This window comes from Thioclava sp. F36-7 (genome assembly GCF_002020075.1).
In the GTDB taxonomy this organism is placed as follows: domain Bacteria; phylum Pseudomonadota; class Alphaproteobacteria; order Rhodobacterales; family Rhodobacteraceae; genus Thioclava; species Thioclava sediminum.
Genome location: NZ_MPZR01000006.1, coordinates 86,518 through 102,440, shown reverse-complemented (window position 1 = coordinate 102,440; position 15,923 = coordinate 86,518). Strand labels below are relative to the sequence as shown.

Annotated in this window: 15 protein-coding genes; 12 read left to right on the top strand and 3 right to left on the bottom strand. The window is 65.5% G+C overall.

The window, feature by feature from the left end; translation table 11 throughout:
- The first annotated feature begins 24 nt into the window (after window positions 1-24).
- The 5 genes from mutL (at window position 25) to BMI89_RS12425 (ending at window position 5,274) form a co-directional block, all read left to right on the top strand.
- Complete coding sequence (gene mutL, locus BMI89_RS12445; protein ID WP_078571168.1) at window positions 25-1,923, top strand: DNA mismatch repair endonuclease MutL; 1,899 nt, start codon at window positions 25-27, stop codon at window positions 1,921-1,923.
- Window positions 1,920-3,098 carry a DNA recombination protein RmuC gene (gene rmuC, locus BMI89_RS12440; RefSeq protein ID WP_078571167.1) on the top strand — a complete coding sequence of 393 codons (1,179 nt, stop codon included), beginning with the start codon at window positions 1,920-1,922 and terminating at the stop codon, window positions 3,096-3,098. Before mutL ends, rmuC begins: the two co-directional genes overlap by 4 nt.
- 61 nt (window positions 3,099-3,159) lie before the next feature.
- Window positions 3,160-4,272 (top strand): aminodeoxychorismate synthase component I, encoded by a 1,113-nt coding sequence (locus BMI89_RS12435; RefSeq protein ID WP_078571166.1) that lies wholly within the window; start codon window positions 3,160-3,162, stop codon window positions 4,270-4,272.
- A complete protein-coding gene (locus tag BMI89_RS12430; protein WP_078571165.1) occupies window positions 4,245-4,862 on the top strand; it encodes an aminotransferase class IV family protein in 618 nt (205 codons plus the stop codon). Before BMI89_RS12435 ends, BMI89_RS12430 begins: the two co-directional genes overlap by 28 nt.
- Window positions 4,863-4,929: 67 nt before the next feature.
- Window positions 4,930-5,274, top strand: coding sequence for a DUF3775 domain-containing protein (locus BMI89_RS12425; RefSeq protein WP_078549499.1), 345 nt, complete (start codon window positions 4,930-4,932; stop codon window positions 5,272-5,274).
- A gap of 89 nt (window positions 5,275-5,363) precedes the next feature.
- Here BMI89_RS12425 and BMI89_RS12420 read toward each other — a convergent pair whose 3' ends face one another.
- Complete coding sequence (locus BMI89_RS12420) at window positions 5,364-6,050, bottom strand: response regulator transcription factor (protein ID WP_078521549.1); 687 nt, start codon at window positions 6,048-6,050, stop codon at window positions 5,364-5,366.
- A gap of 142 nt (window positions 6,051-6,192) precedes the next feature.
- On the opposite strand from BMI89_RS12420, the gene ribA reads away from it, so the two are divergent.
- On the top strand, window positions 6,193-7,269 hold the full coding sequence (ribA, locus tag BMI89_RS12415; RefSeq protein WP_078571164.1) for a GTP cyclohydrolase II: 1,077 nt from the start codon (window positions 6,193-6,195) through the stop codon (window positions 7,267-7,269).
- The gene (locus BMI89_RS12410) at window positions 7,269-7,823 is read left to right on the top strand and encodes a L,D-transpeptidase family protein (RefSeq protein ID WP_078571163.1); all 555 of its coding nucleotides are present in this window, start codon (window positions 7,269-7,271) and stop codon (window positions 7,821-7,823) included. Before ribA ends, BMI89_RS12410 begins: the two co-directional genes overlap by 1 nt.
- Here the strand turns inward: BMI89_RS12410 and BMI89_RS12405 are convergent.
- Window positions 7,820-8,473 (bottom strand): YggS family pyridoxal phosphate-dependent enzyme, encoded by a 654-nt coding sequence (locus tag BMI89_RS12405; protein WP_078571162.1) that lies wholly within the window; start codon window positions 8,471-8,473, stop codon window positions 7,820-7,822. The two genes, BMI89_RS12410 and BMI89_RS12405, sit on opposite strands and share 4 nt — an antisense overlap.
- A gap of 99 nt (window positions 8,474-8,572) precedes the next feature.
- Window positions 8,573-9,577: a porin gene (locus BMI89_RS12400; RefSeq protein ID WP_078571161.1), complete on the bottom strand. Its 1,005-nt coding sequence runs from the start codon at window positions 9,575-9,577 to the stop codon at window positions 8,573-8,575.
- Window positions 9,578-9,927: 350 nt separating this feature from the next.
- On the opposite strand from BMI89_RS12400, the gene BMI89_RS12395 reads away from it, so the two are divergent.
- From BMI89_RS12395 to BMI89_RS12375, 5 genes are all read left to right on the top strand, one after another.
- Window positions 9,928-10,482, top strand: coding sequence for a DUF3576 domain-containing protein (locus BMI89_RS12395; RefSeq protein ID WP_078571160.1), 555 nt, complete (start codon window positions 9,928-9,930; stop codon window positions 10,480-10,482).
- Window positions 10,483-10,635: 153 nt separating this feature from the next.
- Window positions 10,636-13,194 (top strand): leucine--tRNA ligase, encoded by a 2,559-nt coding sequence (gene leuS / locus BMI89_RS12390; protein ID WP_078571159.1) that lies wholly within the window; start codon window positions 10,636-10,638, stop codon window positions 13,192-13,194.
- Entirely contained in the window at window positions 13,181-13,678 is a 498-nt protein-coding gene (gene lptE / locus BMI89_RS12385) for an LPS assembly lipoprotein LptE (RefSeq protein ID WP_078571158.1), read from the top strand. The genes leuS and lptE overlap by 14 nt, the downstream gene beginning before the upstream one ends.
- Window positions 13,675-14,697 (top strand): DNA polymerase III subunit delta, encoded by a 1,023-nt coding sequence (gene holA, locus BMI89_RS12380; protein ID WP_078571157.1) that lies wholly within the window; start codon window positions 13,675-13,677, stop codon window positions 14,695-14,697. Before lptE ends, holA begins: the two co-directional genes overlap by 4 nt.
- Entirely contained in the window at window positions 14,694-15,881 is a 1,188-nt protein-coding gene (locus BMI89_RS12375; protein WP_168176807.1) for a TIGR03862 family flavoprotein, read from the top strand. The genes holA and BMI89_RS12375 overlap by 4 nt, the downstream gene beginning before the upstream one ends.
- Window positions 15,882-15,923 lie beyond the last annotated feature (42 nt).

Below are 15,923 nucleotides of genomic sequence, written 5' to 3'. Positions count from 1 at the left end.
CCGCGCCATGCTATCCCTAGTGGAATGAACCAGCACAACCGCAATATCGGCGCGACTGAGCGTCCCGTGATCCGGCAGCTCGATGACGCTGCGGCAAACCGCATCGCGGCAGGCGAAGTGGTTGAGCGCCCGGCCTCTGCCGTGAAGGAACTGGTGGAGAACGCGCTGGATGCGGGCGCCGCGCGGGTCGCGGTGGAATATTGCGATGGCGGCAAGACGCTGATCCGCGTGACCGATGACGGCTGCGGGATGACCGCCGAGGATTTGCCGCTGGCGCTCTCGCGCCATGCCACCTCGAAGATCGACGGCTCGGACCTTCTGAACATCCACACGTTCGGCTTTCGCGGCGAGGCGCTGCCCTCGCTCGGCGCGGTCGGACGTCTGACGATCACCTCGCGCGTCGACGGTCTCGACGCTTGCCAGATCAGCGTGGCGGGCGGCCAGATCGGACCGGTGAAACCGGCGGCGCTGAACCGGGGCACCGTGGTCGAGCTGCGCGACCTGTTCTTCGCCACGCCTGCACGGCTGAAATTCATGCGCACCGACCGGGCCGAGGCGCAGGCGATCGCCGATGTGATGAAGCGGCTTGCGATGGCAGAGCCCTATGTCAGCTTTACCCTCACCGATGTCTCGAACGGCAAATCGCGCGAAATCTTCCGCGCCGATGGCGAGCAGGGCGAGCTGTTCGACGCGCTCTCGGAACGTCTCGCCCGGGTGATCGGGCGCGCCTTTTCCGACAACGCGGTTCGGATCGATGCCGAGCGCGAAGATATCCGCCTGACCGGCTACGCGGCGCTGCCCACCTATTCGCGTGGCGCGGCGGTGGAGCAGTTCCTCTTCGTCAATGGCCGTCCGGTGCGCGACAAGCAGCTGACCGGGGCGCTACGCGCGGCTTACATGGATTTCCTCAGCCGCGAGCGTCACCCCGCCGCCTGCCTCTTTCTGACCTGCGAGCCCGAGCGCGTCGACGTCAACGTCCACCCCGCCAAGGCCGAGGTCCGCTTCCGCGAGGCCGCGACCGTGCGCGGGCTGATCGTGACGGGGCTGCGCCATGCGCTGGCGCAGGCCGGGCATCGGGCGTCCTCGACCGTCTCGGATGCGACGCTTGGCGCGATGCGCCCCGAACCGGCCGCCGATCAGCCGCCGCGCATTTACCAGATGGATCGCCCGAGCCTTGGCGCGATGCGCTCGTCCTACTCCGCGCAGGCGCCGCTGCCCGATCCGGCCTACCAGCCCCCCTCCTACCAGCAGCCCTCCTTCCAGGAGTCCCCCGCGCCCAGCTTCGACTATGCGCCCTCGGCCCGCGCCGAGGCCCCTGCCCCGGCCGAACCTGCGCTGACCGAGAAGCCCTTGGGCGCGGCGCGCGCGCAGGTGCATGAGAATTACATCATCGCCCAGACCGAGCGCGGCATCGTCATTGTCGATCAGCACGCGGCGCATGAGCGCCTCGTCTATGAGAAGCTGAAGGGCCAGATGGCCGAGAACGGCGTGCCCGCGCAGGCGCTGCTGATCCCCGAGATCGTCGAACTCAGCCAAGGCGACGCCGCGCTGCTTTTGGAACATGCCGACGCGCTCGCCCGCCTTGGCCTGACCATCGAACCCTTCGGCGGCAGCGCGATCGCGGTGCGCGAGACCCCCGCCGTTCTGGGCGAGATCAATGCCGAAGGCCTGCTGCGCGACGTGCTCGACGAGCTCTCCGATCTGGGCGACAGCCAGTTGGTGCAGGCCAAGATCGAAGCGGTACTCAGCCGCATGGCCTGTCACGGCTCGATCCGCTCCGGCCGCCAGATGCGCGCCGACGAGATGAACGCGCTGCTGCGCCAGATGGAGGCCACGCCCCATTCCGGCCAGTGCAACCATGGGCGTCCGACTTATGTCGAATTGAAGCTCAGCGATATTGAAAGACTGTTTGGCCGCACATGATCCAGCTTGGCGATATGACCCTGACCCTGAACGACCCGCTGACGCTCGGCCTTCTGCTCGGCAGCGCGGCACTTGTTATCCTGCTGATCCTGATGGTCGCCATGCTGCGCGCTGCGGGCCGTCAGACCCGTGCGATGGACCCGATGGTCGGCCAGATGAACCTTCTCGCTCAGCGGGTGCAAAACCTCTCGGACGGGCAGCAACAACTGTCCGGCGGGCTGCATCACGTTTCCGAGGCGCAGGCCGCGAGCCAGACCAAGGTGCTTGCTCTGATGGAGCAGCGCCTGGCCGAGGTTTCGCGCGGCATGTCGGAAAGCCTGCATGGCACCGCGACCCGCACGGCGCGCTCGCTGGGAGATCTGCATCAGCGACTGGAGGCGATCGACAAGGCGCAGGCCAATATCGAGAAGCTTTCCGGCAATGTGCTGGGCCTGCAGGACATCCTGTCGAACAAGCAGACCCGTGGCGCTTTCGGGGAGATTCAGCTGCACGACATCGTCGGCAAGGCGCTGCCCTCGGACAGTTTCACGATGCAGGCGACGCTTTCGAACGGGAAACGCGCGGATTGCCTGATCCACCTGCCGAACCCGCCCGGCCCCATCGTGATCGACAGCAAATTCCCGCTGGAAGCCTATGAGGCGCTGCGCCGCGCCGACACGCAATGGGAGCGCCAGGAGGCCACCCGCGCGATGAAAACGGCGGTGCGCGCCCATATCAAGGCGATCTCGGAGAAATACATCCTCGAAGGTGAGACCGCCGACGGCGCGCTGATGTTCCTGCCCTCCGAGGCGGTCTATGCCGAGCTGCACGCGAATTTCCCGGAACTGGTGCGCGAAGGCTTTGCCGCGAAGGTCTGGATCGTCTCACCCACGACCTGCATGGCGACGCTGAACACGATGCGCGCCGTGTTGAAAGATGCACGGATGCGCGAACAGGCGGGCGCGATCCGCAAGGAACTGGCCGCGCTTTATTCCGATGTCGACCGGCTCGGCACCCGTGTCGAAAACCTCGACCGGCATTTCGGGCAAGCTGCGAAAGACATCTCCGAGATCAAGATCTCTGCCGAGAAGGCCGGGAAACGCGCGCGGCGCCTCGACAATTTCGATTTCGAGGAACTGGCCCCCGATACGGCCGCACAGCCGCTGCTTGTCTCGACCGCCGAAAAGAAGGCCTAAGCGGCGCCAAGCGTCGCTTTTCGGCTGCGCGCCCCTTCGGAGATTGGCATAGAGTGCGCCCATGAGTGACGAGGTCCGTTTCGACAGGGGGCCGGACGGTCGGCCCTGCCGCTTCCGCGACCCCCATGAGGTCATCCGCGCCGATGCGCCGGAGGATCTGCCCGCAGCTTGCGCGGCGATCACGCGCGCGCAGGCCGAGGGGCGATGGCTGGCGGGGTTCGCGTCCTACGAGCTGGGCTATTGTCTGAGCGAACGCCTAGCACCGCTCCTGCCCGAGAACCGCGACCTGCCGCTGCTGGCCTTCGGGGTTTACGACGCGCCCGAGGATGTCCCGCCGCCGATCTCGGAGAACGCGCCGCAGATCGAGCTGGGCGAACCGCTCTGGCCCGAGGCGCGCTATGCCGAAGCCTTTCGGGCGGTCCACGACTATATCGGCGCGGGTGATTGCTATCAGGTGAACCTGACTTTCCCGATCCCCGTGACAAGCGATGCCGCGCCCGATGCGCTATACGCGGCCCTGTCCAGCGCGGGCCAAGTCCCGCATGGGGCCGATGTCGCGCTGGCCGGGGTGCGCTTGCTGTCACGTTCGCCCGAACTGTTCTTCCGCGTCGAGGGCGGCAAGATCGTTACGCGCCCGATGAAGGGCACCCGCCCGCGCGGGGCGACGCCCGAAGAGGACGCCGCGCTGAAATCCGATCTGATGGGGGCCGAGAAAGACCGCGCCGAGAACCTGATGATCGTCGATCTTCTGCGCAACGACATCTCGCGGATTTGCGCGCCGGGCTCGGTCAAGGTGCCGCGCCTGTTCGAGGTCGAGACCTATCACTCGGTTCACCAGATGATCTCGGAGATCGAGGGCGAGCTGGTCCCCGGCGCCGGCCTGCCCGAGATTTTGCGCGCGATGTTTCCCTGCGGTTCGGTCACCGGCGCGCCGAAGATCCGCGCGATGGAGATCATCCATGAGCTGGAACCCGACCCACGCGGCATCTATTGCGGCGCGATCGGCTGGACGGCCCCGGACGGCCGGATGGAGTTCAACGTCGCGATCCGCACGCTGATGCAGACCGGCCCCGGCCAATGGCGGGTGAATGTCGGCGGCGGGCTGGTCTATGATTCCACCGCCCATGGCGAATATGAGGAAGCGCTTTGGAAAACCCGGTTCCTGAAGATCTGAAGCTGATCGAGACCTTCGGCTGGCATCCCGGCGAAGGTATCAGCCGCCGCGCCCGCCATATCGCCCGGCTGACGCGCAGCGCCGAGCAGCTTGGCTATCCGCTCGACGGAGAGGAACTGACGGTAGCCCTCGAAGCGATTTTCGGCGAGAGCCCGCTGCGGGTGCGCCTGACCCTCGACGCCAAGGGCGCAATCGAGATCACCTCCGCGCCGCTGACCCCGACAACCGCGTGGCGCCTCCATATCTCGGGGGTCATCCTCGATAGCCAGGACCCGATGCTGCGCCTCAAGACCACGGCGCGCGCGCCCTACGATGCCGCCCGCGCGGCCCTGCCCGAGGGCGTGGACGAGGCGATCCTGCTCAACGAGCGCGGCGAACTCTGCGAAGGCACGATCACCAATCTCTTCCTGAAACGCGACGGGACCTACCTGACCCCGCCCTGCGCCTGCGGACTACTGCCGGGCATCCTGCGCGAGGAGATGCTGGAGACAGGGGCCGCCCGCGAAGCCGTCCTGCGGCCCGAAGATCTGGCGCAAGGCGAGGTCTTCATGGGCAACTCCCTGCGCGGCCTGATCCCCGCGCAGTTATGATGCGACACGCAAACGCTTGCGCAGGCCGTGCAATGGCGAGATGATGAACCCAAGAACGGAGGCAGCCATGCTCACGATCAGCCCGGCGAAAATCGCCCATGTCATCATCCGCGCGCGCAAATTCGACGCGGACGTGCCCGGCTCCGGTCAAGCCCGCGAGCTGCGCGCCTTCATCGCCGCGCTGAACGAGGATGAAAAGGCATCGCTGACCGCGGTGATGTGGATCGGGCGCGACACCTATGACGCGTCGGAACTCGACGAGGCGATCGCCACCGCCAAAGCCGAGGCGACCGCGCCGACCGAGGATTACCTGCTGGGCAATCCGATGCTGGCCGATCATCTCGAAGACGGGCTGAATGCGCTCGGCATCTCGCTCGAAGAGGCCGAGGAAGACATCTACCCCACGGTCTGAGCCGCGCGGCGCACACCGGAGACGACAAAGGCGGCCCCCGCAGGAGCCGCCTTCTTCATTTCCAACCTTGGCGCACGAAACGCCTCGGATCAGGCTACCAGACGATAGCCGCCCGATTCCGTCACCAGGAGGCGCGCATTCGAGGGATCGGGCTCGATCTTCTGACGCAGGCGATAGATATGCGTCTCGAGCGTGTGGGTGGTGACGCCCGCATTGTAACCCCAGACCTCGTGCAGCAGCACATCGCGCGGCACCACGCCGTCGGTCGCACGGTAAAGGAACTTGAGGATGTTGGTTTCCTTCTCCGTCAGGCGCACCTTGCGGTCCTTGTCGTCCACCAGCATCTTCATCGCGGGCTTGAACGTATACGGGCCGAGCTGGAAGACGGCGTCTTCGGACTGTTCATGGGTGCGCAGCTGGGCGCGCAGACGGGCCAGAAGCACCGGGAACTTGAAGGGCTTGGTAACGTAGTCGTTGGCGCCGGAATCGAGGCCGAGGATCGTGTCGGCATCGGTGTCATGGCCGGTCAGCATCACGACCGGGCATTTCACGCCGCTCTTGCGCAGCTTCTTGCACAGCTCGCGGCCATCGGTATCGGGAAGGCCCACATCCAGCACGACGAGGTCGTAAAGCGTCGATTTCGCCTTATCTACCGCTTCGTGACCATTGCTGGCCTCGAAGACCTCGAAATCGTCGGTCGCGACGAGCTGCTCGGCGAGCGCCTCGCGCAGATCGTTGTCATCGTCAACCAAAAGGACCTTCTTCAATGATGCCATGTCCTGAGCCTCCATATGTGTTCGACGAATAGCTGTTGCCCTTTCACAGAGATGGCAAGGGTGGTGAAACCTATCTCACGCTGACGTGTCGAATCACCGGGAGATATTTCAATTTGTTACAGTCGAGGCTATCTCAGAGCGCATGACCGGCAATTTTTCCCTCGGGCCGAGCCCGGCTGAACGACTGAATCGCGCCCGCGCCGATCTGCGCATGGGGCTGCCCGTTTTGCTGTCCGATCACCTCACCGTGGCGGTCGAGACGCTCTCGCCCGAGCGGCTGGCGGCGTTGCGGGCGCTGGGGCCGCTGACGCTGGTCCTGACCGCGCGCCGGGCCGAGACGCTCAAAGCGCGCGTCTACGACGCCGATATCGCCCGGATCGAGGTGCCCACGGACGCCGATCTTCTCTGGCTGCGCGCGCTCGCCGATCCGGCAGACGATCTGCGCGTGCCGATGAAAGGACCGCTCAAGGCGCTTCGCGGCGGCGATGCGGACCTCGCCCGCGCCGCGATCCGGCTGGCGAAATCGGCGCAGCTTCTGCCCGCAGCGCTGATGGTCGCAGCGCCCGACCCTGCGCCGACGGATCTGACCTGCATCACCGCCGAAGAGGCGCTTGCCGCCGCCGACATCCCGCAGGCGTTCGCCCCGGTCTCCGCCGCGCGCGTGCCGATGCGCGCCGCCGAAGCCGGTCGGCTGCATATCTTCCGCCCCGACAATGGCGCGGAGGAGCATTACGCGATCGAGATCGGTCGCCCGGATCGCTCCAAACCCGTTCTCGCGCGGCTGCATTCGGCCTGCTTCACCGGCGACGTGCTGGGCTCGCTGAAATGCGATTGCGGCCCGCAGCTGGACGCGGCGCTGACGCTGATGGGCCATGAGGGCGCGGGCATCCTGCTCTATCTCAATCAGGAAGGGCGCGGGATCGGGCTCGCCAACAAGATGCGCGCCTATTCGCTGCAAGATCAGGGATTCGACACGGTGGAGGCGAACCACCGCCTCGGTTTCGAGGATGACGAGCGCGATTTCCGCATCGGCGCGGCGCTACTGCGCAAGCTCGGGTTTTCGCAGGTGCGGCTGCTGACCAACAACCCCGCCAAGGTGGCGATGCTGGAAGCCAATGGCATCGACGTGACCGAGCGCGTGCCGCTGAAGGTCGGCATGAGCCGCCATAACGAGAACTACCTCGCCACCAAAGCCGCGAAATCGGGGCATATCCTGTGATGCGCCTCACGCCCACGGGCCTCCTGTTCCGCGGCCGCCGTTTCCCGGTCGAGATCGGCCGCGGCGGCGTCAGCGACAGCAAGCAGGAGGGCGACGGCGCGACTCCTTCGGGGCGGCTGCATATCCTGCGCATGTTCTACCGCGCGGATCGGATCGTCGCGCCTCAGGACTGGGCCGAACCGATCGGCCCGCGCGATCTGTGGTGCGACGCGTCCGGAGATTCGGCCTATAACCACTTGGTCCGCGCCCCCTACCCCGCCTCGCATGAGGCGATGCGGCGCGCCGATCCGCTTTACGACATCGTGCTGGTGACCGACTGGAACTACCCGACGGCAGAGGCTGGCAAAGGCTCGGCCATCTTCCTGCATCAGCGCCGCCGGGCGGGCTACCCGACTGCGGGCTGCCTCGCGTTTCGCCGCGATCACCTGGTCTGGATCGCGCAGCGCATCGCACCGGGTGAGCCGCTGGAGATTGCCCTTCGGCTTGGCGGAAATATCCTCCGGGGGTCCGGGGGCGGACAGCCCCCGGCGCTCAACGCCCGCGACAAAGCTTAGGAATAGTCGCGCGCGCCGAAGATCGCCGAGCCCACGCGCACATGGGTCGCGCCGGCCGCGATCGCTTTCTCGAAATCGGAACTCATCCCCATCGACAGACCGTCGAGCCCGTTGCGCCCGGCCATCTCGGCCAGCATCGCAAAATGCGGTGCGGGGTCCTCGGATTCGGGAGGAATACACATCAGACCGACGACCGGCAGGTCCTTCCCGCGCATATCCGCGACGAAAGCGTCGAGATCATCGGGCAGCACGCCCGCCTTTTGCGGCTCGCACCCGGTATTGACCTGAATGAAGAGATCGGGCGAGGCGCCGCGCGCCTGTGCCAGATTGGCCAGCTTCTTGCCCAGCGAGGGCCGGTCGAGCGTGTGAATCGCCTCGAACAGCTCCACGGCAAGCTTCGCCTTGTTGGATTGCAGCGGTCCGATCATGTGGACTTCACAGCCGGGAAATTCCTCGCGCCAGGCGGGCCATTTGCCCTGCGCTTCCTGCACGTAGTTTTCGCCGAACAGCCGATGGCCTTCGCGCAGAACCGCCTCGACTCGCTCGGCGGGCTGAACCTTCGACACGGCGATCAGCTTCACCGAACCCGTCTCGCGCCCTGCCTCTGATTCCGCTTTCGCGATCCGCGCCTGAATCTCGCTCAGTCCCATCTGGCCCTCCCTCGTCAGCGCGCCCAAGAAACACCGCCGGTCCCAAAAAGAAAAGAGCGGGCGCAAGGCCCGCTCTTCCCATCGTTCTGTCCCGAAGGATTAGAACGAGAACTTCACGCCGAGGTCAGCAACCATGTCCGAACCCGAGATGTCGTTGTCAGCAACGCCACCCTTGATCGAAGCGCCGCCGCCGAGGTCGTACTCAGCACCGAGGCCATACCAGGTCACGTCGGTGTTGTTGTCCTTGTCGTCGAGGTACTGAACGTAGCCACCAACGGTGGTCGCGCCGAAGACCGACGAAGCACCGATGCCGTACCAGTCTTGGTCGACGTCTTTACCGCGGTGAGCGATGCCAGCTTTGACCGAGGTGTTGCCGAACTGAGCGACACCGGCGAGGGTGATCATGTCAGCTTTAGCGGTGTAAGCGTTGCCACCTGCATCATACACTTTCAGGTCAAGGTATTCGTAACCCAGACCGACGGTGTAGTTGCCGAAGGTGTAAGCACCCGCGAGCGCGTACTCTTGGCTGCCGTCAACCGAACCAGCTTTGCCGTCCGACATCGACGCTGCGACCGAGAACGCACCGAAGGTGCCGGTGTACAGCAGGTTCGGGCCGGTGTTGAGCCCGGAAACAGCGGTAGTGACGGCGGTGGTGCCGGTGCCGGTGGTGGTGACGGCGCTCGGAGCGACGTTCGCACCCACGTTACCGCCGTTGTCGCCGGTCAGGTACAGGATGTCGTTCGAGTAGCCGCCCATCGAGGACAGGTCGGTGTAGCCAACTTCGTAGAAGTCGCCGAACAGAGCTTCCGAAGCGCCGACAACGTCGCCCATCGAGAGCTTGCCGAATGCGCCGGAGATGTAGACCGAAGCAGCGGTGCCGTTGGTGGCAGCGGTAGCTTGGTCAGCGCGGACGGAGCCGCCGAATTCCAGACCACCGTCGGTGGTGCCCGAAGCGGTGAACGAGACGCGGATACGGCTCGAGAAGTTCCAGTCGGAGCCGTTATACACGACACCCATACGGCCGTCGCCGCCAACCGAGACCTCAGCGGCAGCGATGCCAGCCGAGAACACGAGCGCGGTCGTCGCGAAGAGAACCTTTTTCATCGTTTTCCCTCATTGTCTTACAGGTAACCCCCAACCTGGGGAATCCGAAGTTGGGTATGACGGTGTTTTCTCTCCCCACCCCTTTCATTGCAACTCAAAGCGCCCGCCCGGGTCGAATAGGGTGTTTGATGGTGCAGACATGTCACAGTAACGTCAGCCTGCCATTGCGGCACTCCTCTGACGGCGCCTTTCAACAGCCTTTACACGCGCGCATAGCGGCATCGGGCTGCATTCCCCCGAGGCACCGGTCGGTCGAAATCCGGGTGCAAAGGGGAAAAACCTTGTCGGGCTGGGGGCCATGAGCTAGAGAAAAGGCAACCAATGACGCAGGCCGACGGGGACAGCTTCGCATGACTTCCAGAACCCTTTTGAAACGCACGGCAATTCTGGGCCTGTGCCTCGTGCTCGCAGGCTGCGGCAAGGGTATCTCGAGCGGCAACATCTTCTCGGGTAGCGGCAACGCCGCTGGCACCTCGGCACAGCGCGATGCCAACCAGCTCGACCACCTGTCCGGCTCGAACGAAGCCGTGATCGACGGGCCGTCGCGCCGCGTTCAGAAGAAATCGACCGTTTGGGACATTTTCGGCGGCAATGGCGATCCGAACATCACCGTCGAAGTGAACAAGTATCTCTGGCAGGCTTCGCTCGAAGTGCTCGACTTCCTGCCGATTCAAGAGGTTGACCCCTTCTCCGGCGTCATCGTGACCGGCTATGGCACCCCGCCGGGCGGCGGTCGCGCCTATAAGGCCACGGTTTACGTTACCGACCCGGCGCTCGATGCGCGTTCGCTCAAAGTGTCGATCCGCACACAGGGTGGCGCGGTCTCGGCAGATACGCAGCGCGCCGTGGAGAACGCGATTCTCACCCGCGCACGCCAGCTGCGGGTCCGCGACTCGCAACTCTGATTCCCGCAAGGCGACCGCAAGACGCATTCAGATCCCCGCCCGAGCCAGCCTCCGGCGGGGATATTTCTGTCCAAATGAGCGCGGCGGCTGGACCTCGCCCCCAAGGCCAGTGTAGCAAGCTCGCGCAGAATTCGACGTGATGAGGGGCCCGACATGGCACGCTACGAACCGAGCCAGAGCGAGACGAAATGGCAAGAGGCTTGGAACAAGGCGGATCTCTTCGCCGCGCGCCGTGACCCGGCCAAACCGAAATATTACGTCCTCGAGATGTTCCCCTACCCGTCGGGCCGCATCCATATGGGCCATGTGCGCAACTACACGATGGGTGATGTCGTCGCGCGCTATAAGATGGCCAAGGGCTTTTCCGTGCTGCATCCGATGGGCTGGGACGCCTTCGGGATGCCCGCCGAGAACGCCGCGATGGACAATAACGGCCACCCGAAGGACTGGACCTACGGCAATATCGCCGTGATGAAAGACCAGATGAAGCCGCTGGGCCTCTCGATCGACTGGTCGCGCGAATTCGCGACCTGCGACCCGGACTATTACGGCCAGCAGCAGGCGATGTTCATCGACATGCTCGAGGCCGGTCTCGTCTATCGCAAGAACGCGGTGGTGAACTGGGACCCGGTCGACATGACCGTGCTCGCCAACGAGCAGGTGATCGACGGCAAGGGCTGGCGCTCGGGCGCGGAAGTCGAACGCCGCGAGCTGACGCAGTGGTTCTTCAAGATCTCCGACTATGCCGAGGAATTGCTCGACGCGCTCGACAACCTCAAGGACTGGCCCGAGAAGGTGCGCCTGATGCAGGCCAACTGGATCGGCAAGTCGCGCGGTCTGCAATTCGCCTTCTCGACCGTCGATGCGCCGGAAGGCTTCGACCGGCTCGAAGTCTACACCACCCGCCCCGACACGCTGCGCGGCGCGAGCTTCGCGGCGATCTCGCCCGATCATCCGCTCGCCAAGCATCTGGAGCGGCACGATCCCAAGGTCGCGGAATTCGTCGCGAAATGCCGCGCGGGCGGCACGACCGAGGAAGCCATCGAAACCGCCGAGAAGCTGGGGATGGATACCGGCATCAAGGTCCGCCACCCGCTCGACACGAGCTGGGAGCTGCCGGTCTATATCGCGAACTTCATCTTGATGGATTACGGCACGGGCGCGATCTTCGGCTGCCCGGCGCATGATGCACGCGACTTCGAATTCGCGACGAAATACGAGCTGCCGATCACGCCCGTCTTCGAGCCGGTCGAGGGTGACTATCCCGAGGCCGAATACGTTCCTCTGAAGTCCGAAAAAGTCCGCTACATCCGTGGCTTCGCGGGCGACGAGGCGCAGACCGGCGAAGAGGGCGTCGCGAGTGCGATCGCCTTCTGCGAAGAGAACGGCATCGGTCAGGGCGTGACCAAGTTCCGCCTGCGCGACTGGGGCCTGAGCCGGCAGCGCTACTGGGGCTGCCCCATCCCGGTCGTCCATTGCGAGACCTGCGGCGTGGTGCCGGAGAAGAAGGAAAACCTCCCCGTCGAGCTGCCTTACGACGAGGACGGCCAGAAGATCGACTTCTCGATCCCCGGCAACCCGCTGGATCGTCACCCGAGCTGGCGCGACTGCACCTGCCCGAACTGCGGCGGGCCGGGTCAGCGCGAGACCGACACGATGGATACTTTCGTCGATTCGAGCTGGTATTACGCGCGCTTCACCTCGCCCGGTGCCGCCACGCCGACCGATCCGGCCGAGGCCGAGTACTGGATGAATGTCGATCAATATATCGGCGGTATCGAGCACGCGATTCTGCACCTGCTCTATTCGCGCTTCTATGCCCGCGCGATGCACAAGACCGGCCACCTGCCCGCGAAAGCGATTGAACCTTTCGACGCGCTGTTTACCCAAGGCATGGTGACGCATGAGATCTACCTCACGCGTGACGCGAAGAACCGCCCCGTCTACCACCTCCCCGAAGAGGTCGAGGACGGCAAGCTGAAGGCCACCGGCGAAGCGGTCGAGACCATCCCCTCGGCCAAGATGTCGAAATCGAAGAAGAACGTCGTCGATCCGATGAACATCATCGCCGAGTTCGGGGCCGATACTGCCCGCTTCTTCGTGATGTCCGACAGCCCGCCCGAGCGCGACGTGGAATGGACCGCCGCTGGCGCCGAAGCCACGTCGAAATTCCTCGCCCGCGTGCACCGCATTGCCGACGATATCGCCAATTCGGATGCACCCGCGAACGAGGCCGAGGATACGGCGCTCCTGAAGGCCACCCATAAGGCCATCGACGAAGTCACCAAGTCGATCGAGGGCTTCACCTTCAACAAGGCGGTCGCCACGCTTTACGGCCTGACCAACACGATGTCGAAGTCGAAGGCCGGGGCGGACACCAAGCGCGACGCGATGAAGCTTATGGCGCAACTGCTGGCACCGATGGTCCCGCACCTCGCCGAAGAGGTCTGGTCGATGCTGGGCGGCGAGGGCTTCGTGATCGCAGCCCGCTGGCCCGAGGCGGACCCGGCGCTGCTGGTCGAGGATTCGGTGACGCTGCCGATCCAGATCAACGGTAAGCGCCGCGCCGAGATCTCGGTGCCCAAGGACATGCCGAAGGAAGAGGTTGAAAAGCTGGTTCTGGCCGACGAAGCTGTCGTGAAGGCGCTGGCCGGTGGCCAGCCCAAGAAGCTGATCGTTGTGCCGGGGCGGATCGTCAATGTGGTCATCTGACAGACGCGGATTTCTGGGGCTCGCGGGGGCAGCTAGCCTGCTCGCGGGCTGCGGCTTCACCCCGGCCTACGGGCCTCAGGGTGGGGCTGCGAAACTGCTCGAAGGGGTCGAACCGGCTGCGCCCACGACGCGCGACGCCTTCGCCCTCGTCCAGCAGTTGAACGCCCGGTTGGGAGCCTCGCAGGTCACCCGCTACCGGCTCGACTACAAGATCGACACCGAGTCGCTCGGTCAGGGCATCTCGCCCGACAATGCGACGACGCGCTACCAGCTCAACGGCACCGTGGATTACACGCTGCGCGATGCGGCGGATAATGCCGTGCTGCTGACCGGGCGCGTCACCTCCTTTACCTCGTGGTCCGCGACCGGCACCGTTGTCGCCTCGCAGGCCGCGCAGGAAGACGCGCATCGCCGCCTGATGGTGATCCTCGCCGATCAGATCGTGACGCGACTTCTGTCCCAAGCGCCGGGTCTGCCGGAATGAAGCTGACCGGCGTAGCAGCGACCCGCTATTTCGCCAAACCCGAGCCTGAGCGCACCGGCCTCCTGATCTTCGGGGGCGATGCGATGCGTGTAGCCCTGCGCCGTCAGGAAGTCATCGCCGCGCTGATCGGCCCCAAGGGCGAAGAAGAGATGCGCCTGAGCCGGATCGCGGGCGGCGATCTGCGCAAGCAACCCTCGCTGCTGCTCGATGCGATCAAGGAGGTCGGTTTCTTCCCCGGCCCACGCGTGGCCTTTGTGGAAGACGCGACCGATGCGGTCTCGGACGCGGTGAAGACCGCGCTCGACGAATGGCGCGAAGGCGATGCGCAGATCGTGGTCACCGCAGGCTCGCTCGCCGCGAAATCGAAGCTGCGCAAAGCCTTCGAGGGCCACAACAACGCCTATTCCGTAGGGATTTACGACGACCCGCCGAGCCGCGAGGAGATCGAGGACATCCTGCGCCGCGCCGGTCTGCGCGATATCTCGAACGACGCGATGACCGACCTCGTGGCGCTGTCGCGCGCGCTCGATCCGGGCGATTTCCGCCAGACGGTGGAGAAGATCTCGCTCTACAAATTCGGCGATACCACGCCACTTGGCCCCGCCGATGTGGCCGCCTGCGCGCCCTCTTCGGTCGAGGCGGGCGTCGATGACGTGCTCTCGATCGTGGCCGAGGGCCGCGCGCCCGAGCTTGGCCCGGTAATGCGGCGGCTGGAGAGCCAAGGGGTGCAGCCCGTGCAACTCGCCATCGCCGCGATGCGCCATTTCCGCGCGCTGCATGCCGCGGCCTCCGACCCGCAGGGCCCGGGTGCTGGCATCGCCCGGATGCGCCCGCCGATCTTCGGCCCGCGCCGCGACCGGATGCAGCGGCAGGCGCAAGGCTGGGGCATGTACAAGCTGGAGACAGCGCTGAAGGAACTGGTCGAGACCGACCTGACGCTACGCTCCGCCAGCCGCGCGCCGCAAATGGCGGTGATGGAGCGCGCGCTGATGCGGCTCGCGATGCTGGCCCGGCGGTGAGCGCGGCGGCGAAATCCGCGCTCGTCATCGGTGGCGGCCCGGCGGGCCTGATGGCAGCCGAGGAACTGGCGCGGGCCGGCGTCTCCGTCACACTGGCAGAGGCCAAACCGACGCTCGCGCGCAAATTCCTGATGGCGGGAAAATCCGGGCTGAACCTGACCAGGGACGAGCCGCTCGACGCCTTCCTGTCCCACTATTCCCACCCGCAGATCGCCGCGATCACCCGCGAATTCGGCCCCGAGGTGACGCAGAGTTTCGCCCGCGATCTTGGGGTCGAGCTGTTCACCGGCTCCACCGGCCGGGTCTTCCCGACAGTGATGAAAGCCTCGCCGATGCTGCGCGCGTGGATCGCGCGACTTGAAGGCCTCGGCGTCACGATCCGCACGCGCTGGCGCTGGCAAGGCTTCGACGGCGCAGCGCTGATCTTCGACACGCCCGAAGGCCGTCAGAGCCTGAGGCCCGACGCTACGATCCTCGCGCTCGGCGGCGCAAGCTGGCCGCGGCTTGGCTCGGATGCGGCCTGGGTGCCGTGGCTGAGCGCGAAAGGCGTGGAGATCACCCCATTCACCCCCGCCAATATGGGCTTCGAGATCGACTGGTCGGCGCATATGGCGAACCAGCTGGGCCAGCCCGTGAAAGGTGCGGCGCTGATTACGCCGACGCGGCGCACGCGCGGGGAATTCGTGATCTCGCAGCGCGGGCTCGAGGGCGGCGGCATCTATGAACTCTCCGCCGAGTTGCGCGAGGGCGCGCCGCTGAGCCTCGATCTCGCCCCGGATCAAAGCGCCGAAGACCTCGCCGCGCGGCTCTCGAAAATCCCGCCGAAACAGAGCCTGACGAACCGCTTGCGCAAAGGCGCGAAGCTGGACCCGGTGAAACTCGCGCTTGCGCTGGAATGGGGCCGCCCGCTGCCCAAGGACCCGGCGCAGCTTGCAGCGACGCTCAAATCCCTGCGTATCCCGCTCGGCCCGCCGCGCCCGATCGCCGAGGCGATCTCCAGCGCAGGCGGCATCGCATGGGACAGCCTCACCGACGATCTGGAACTGACCGCCCTGCCCGGCGTCTTCGCTGCGGGCGAGATGCTCGACTGGGAGGCCCCGACGGGCGGCTACCTGCTGACCGCCTGCCTCACTTCAGGCCGCCATGCCGGGCGCGCCGCGGCCCAACGGCTCTCTTCCCCTTGATGTAAATATCCCGGGGGAGGTCCGTAGGACCGGGGGCAGAGC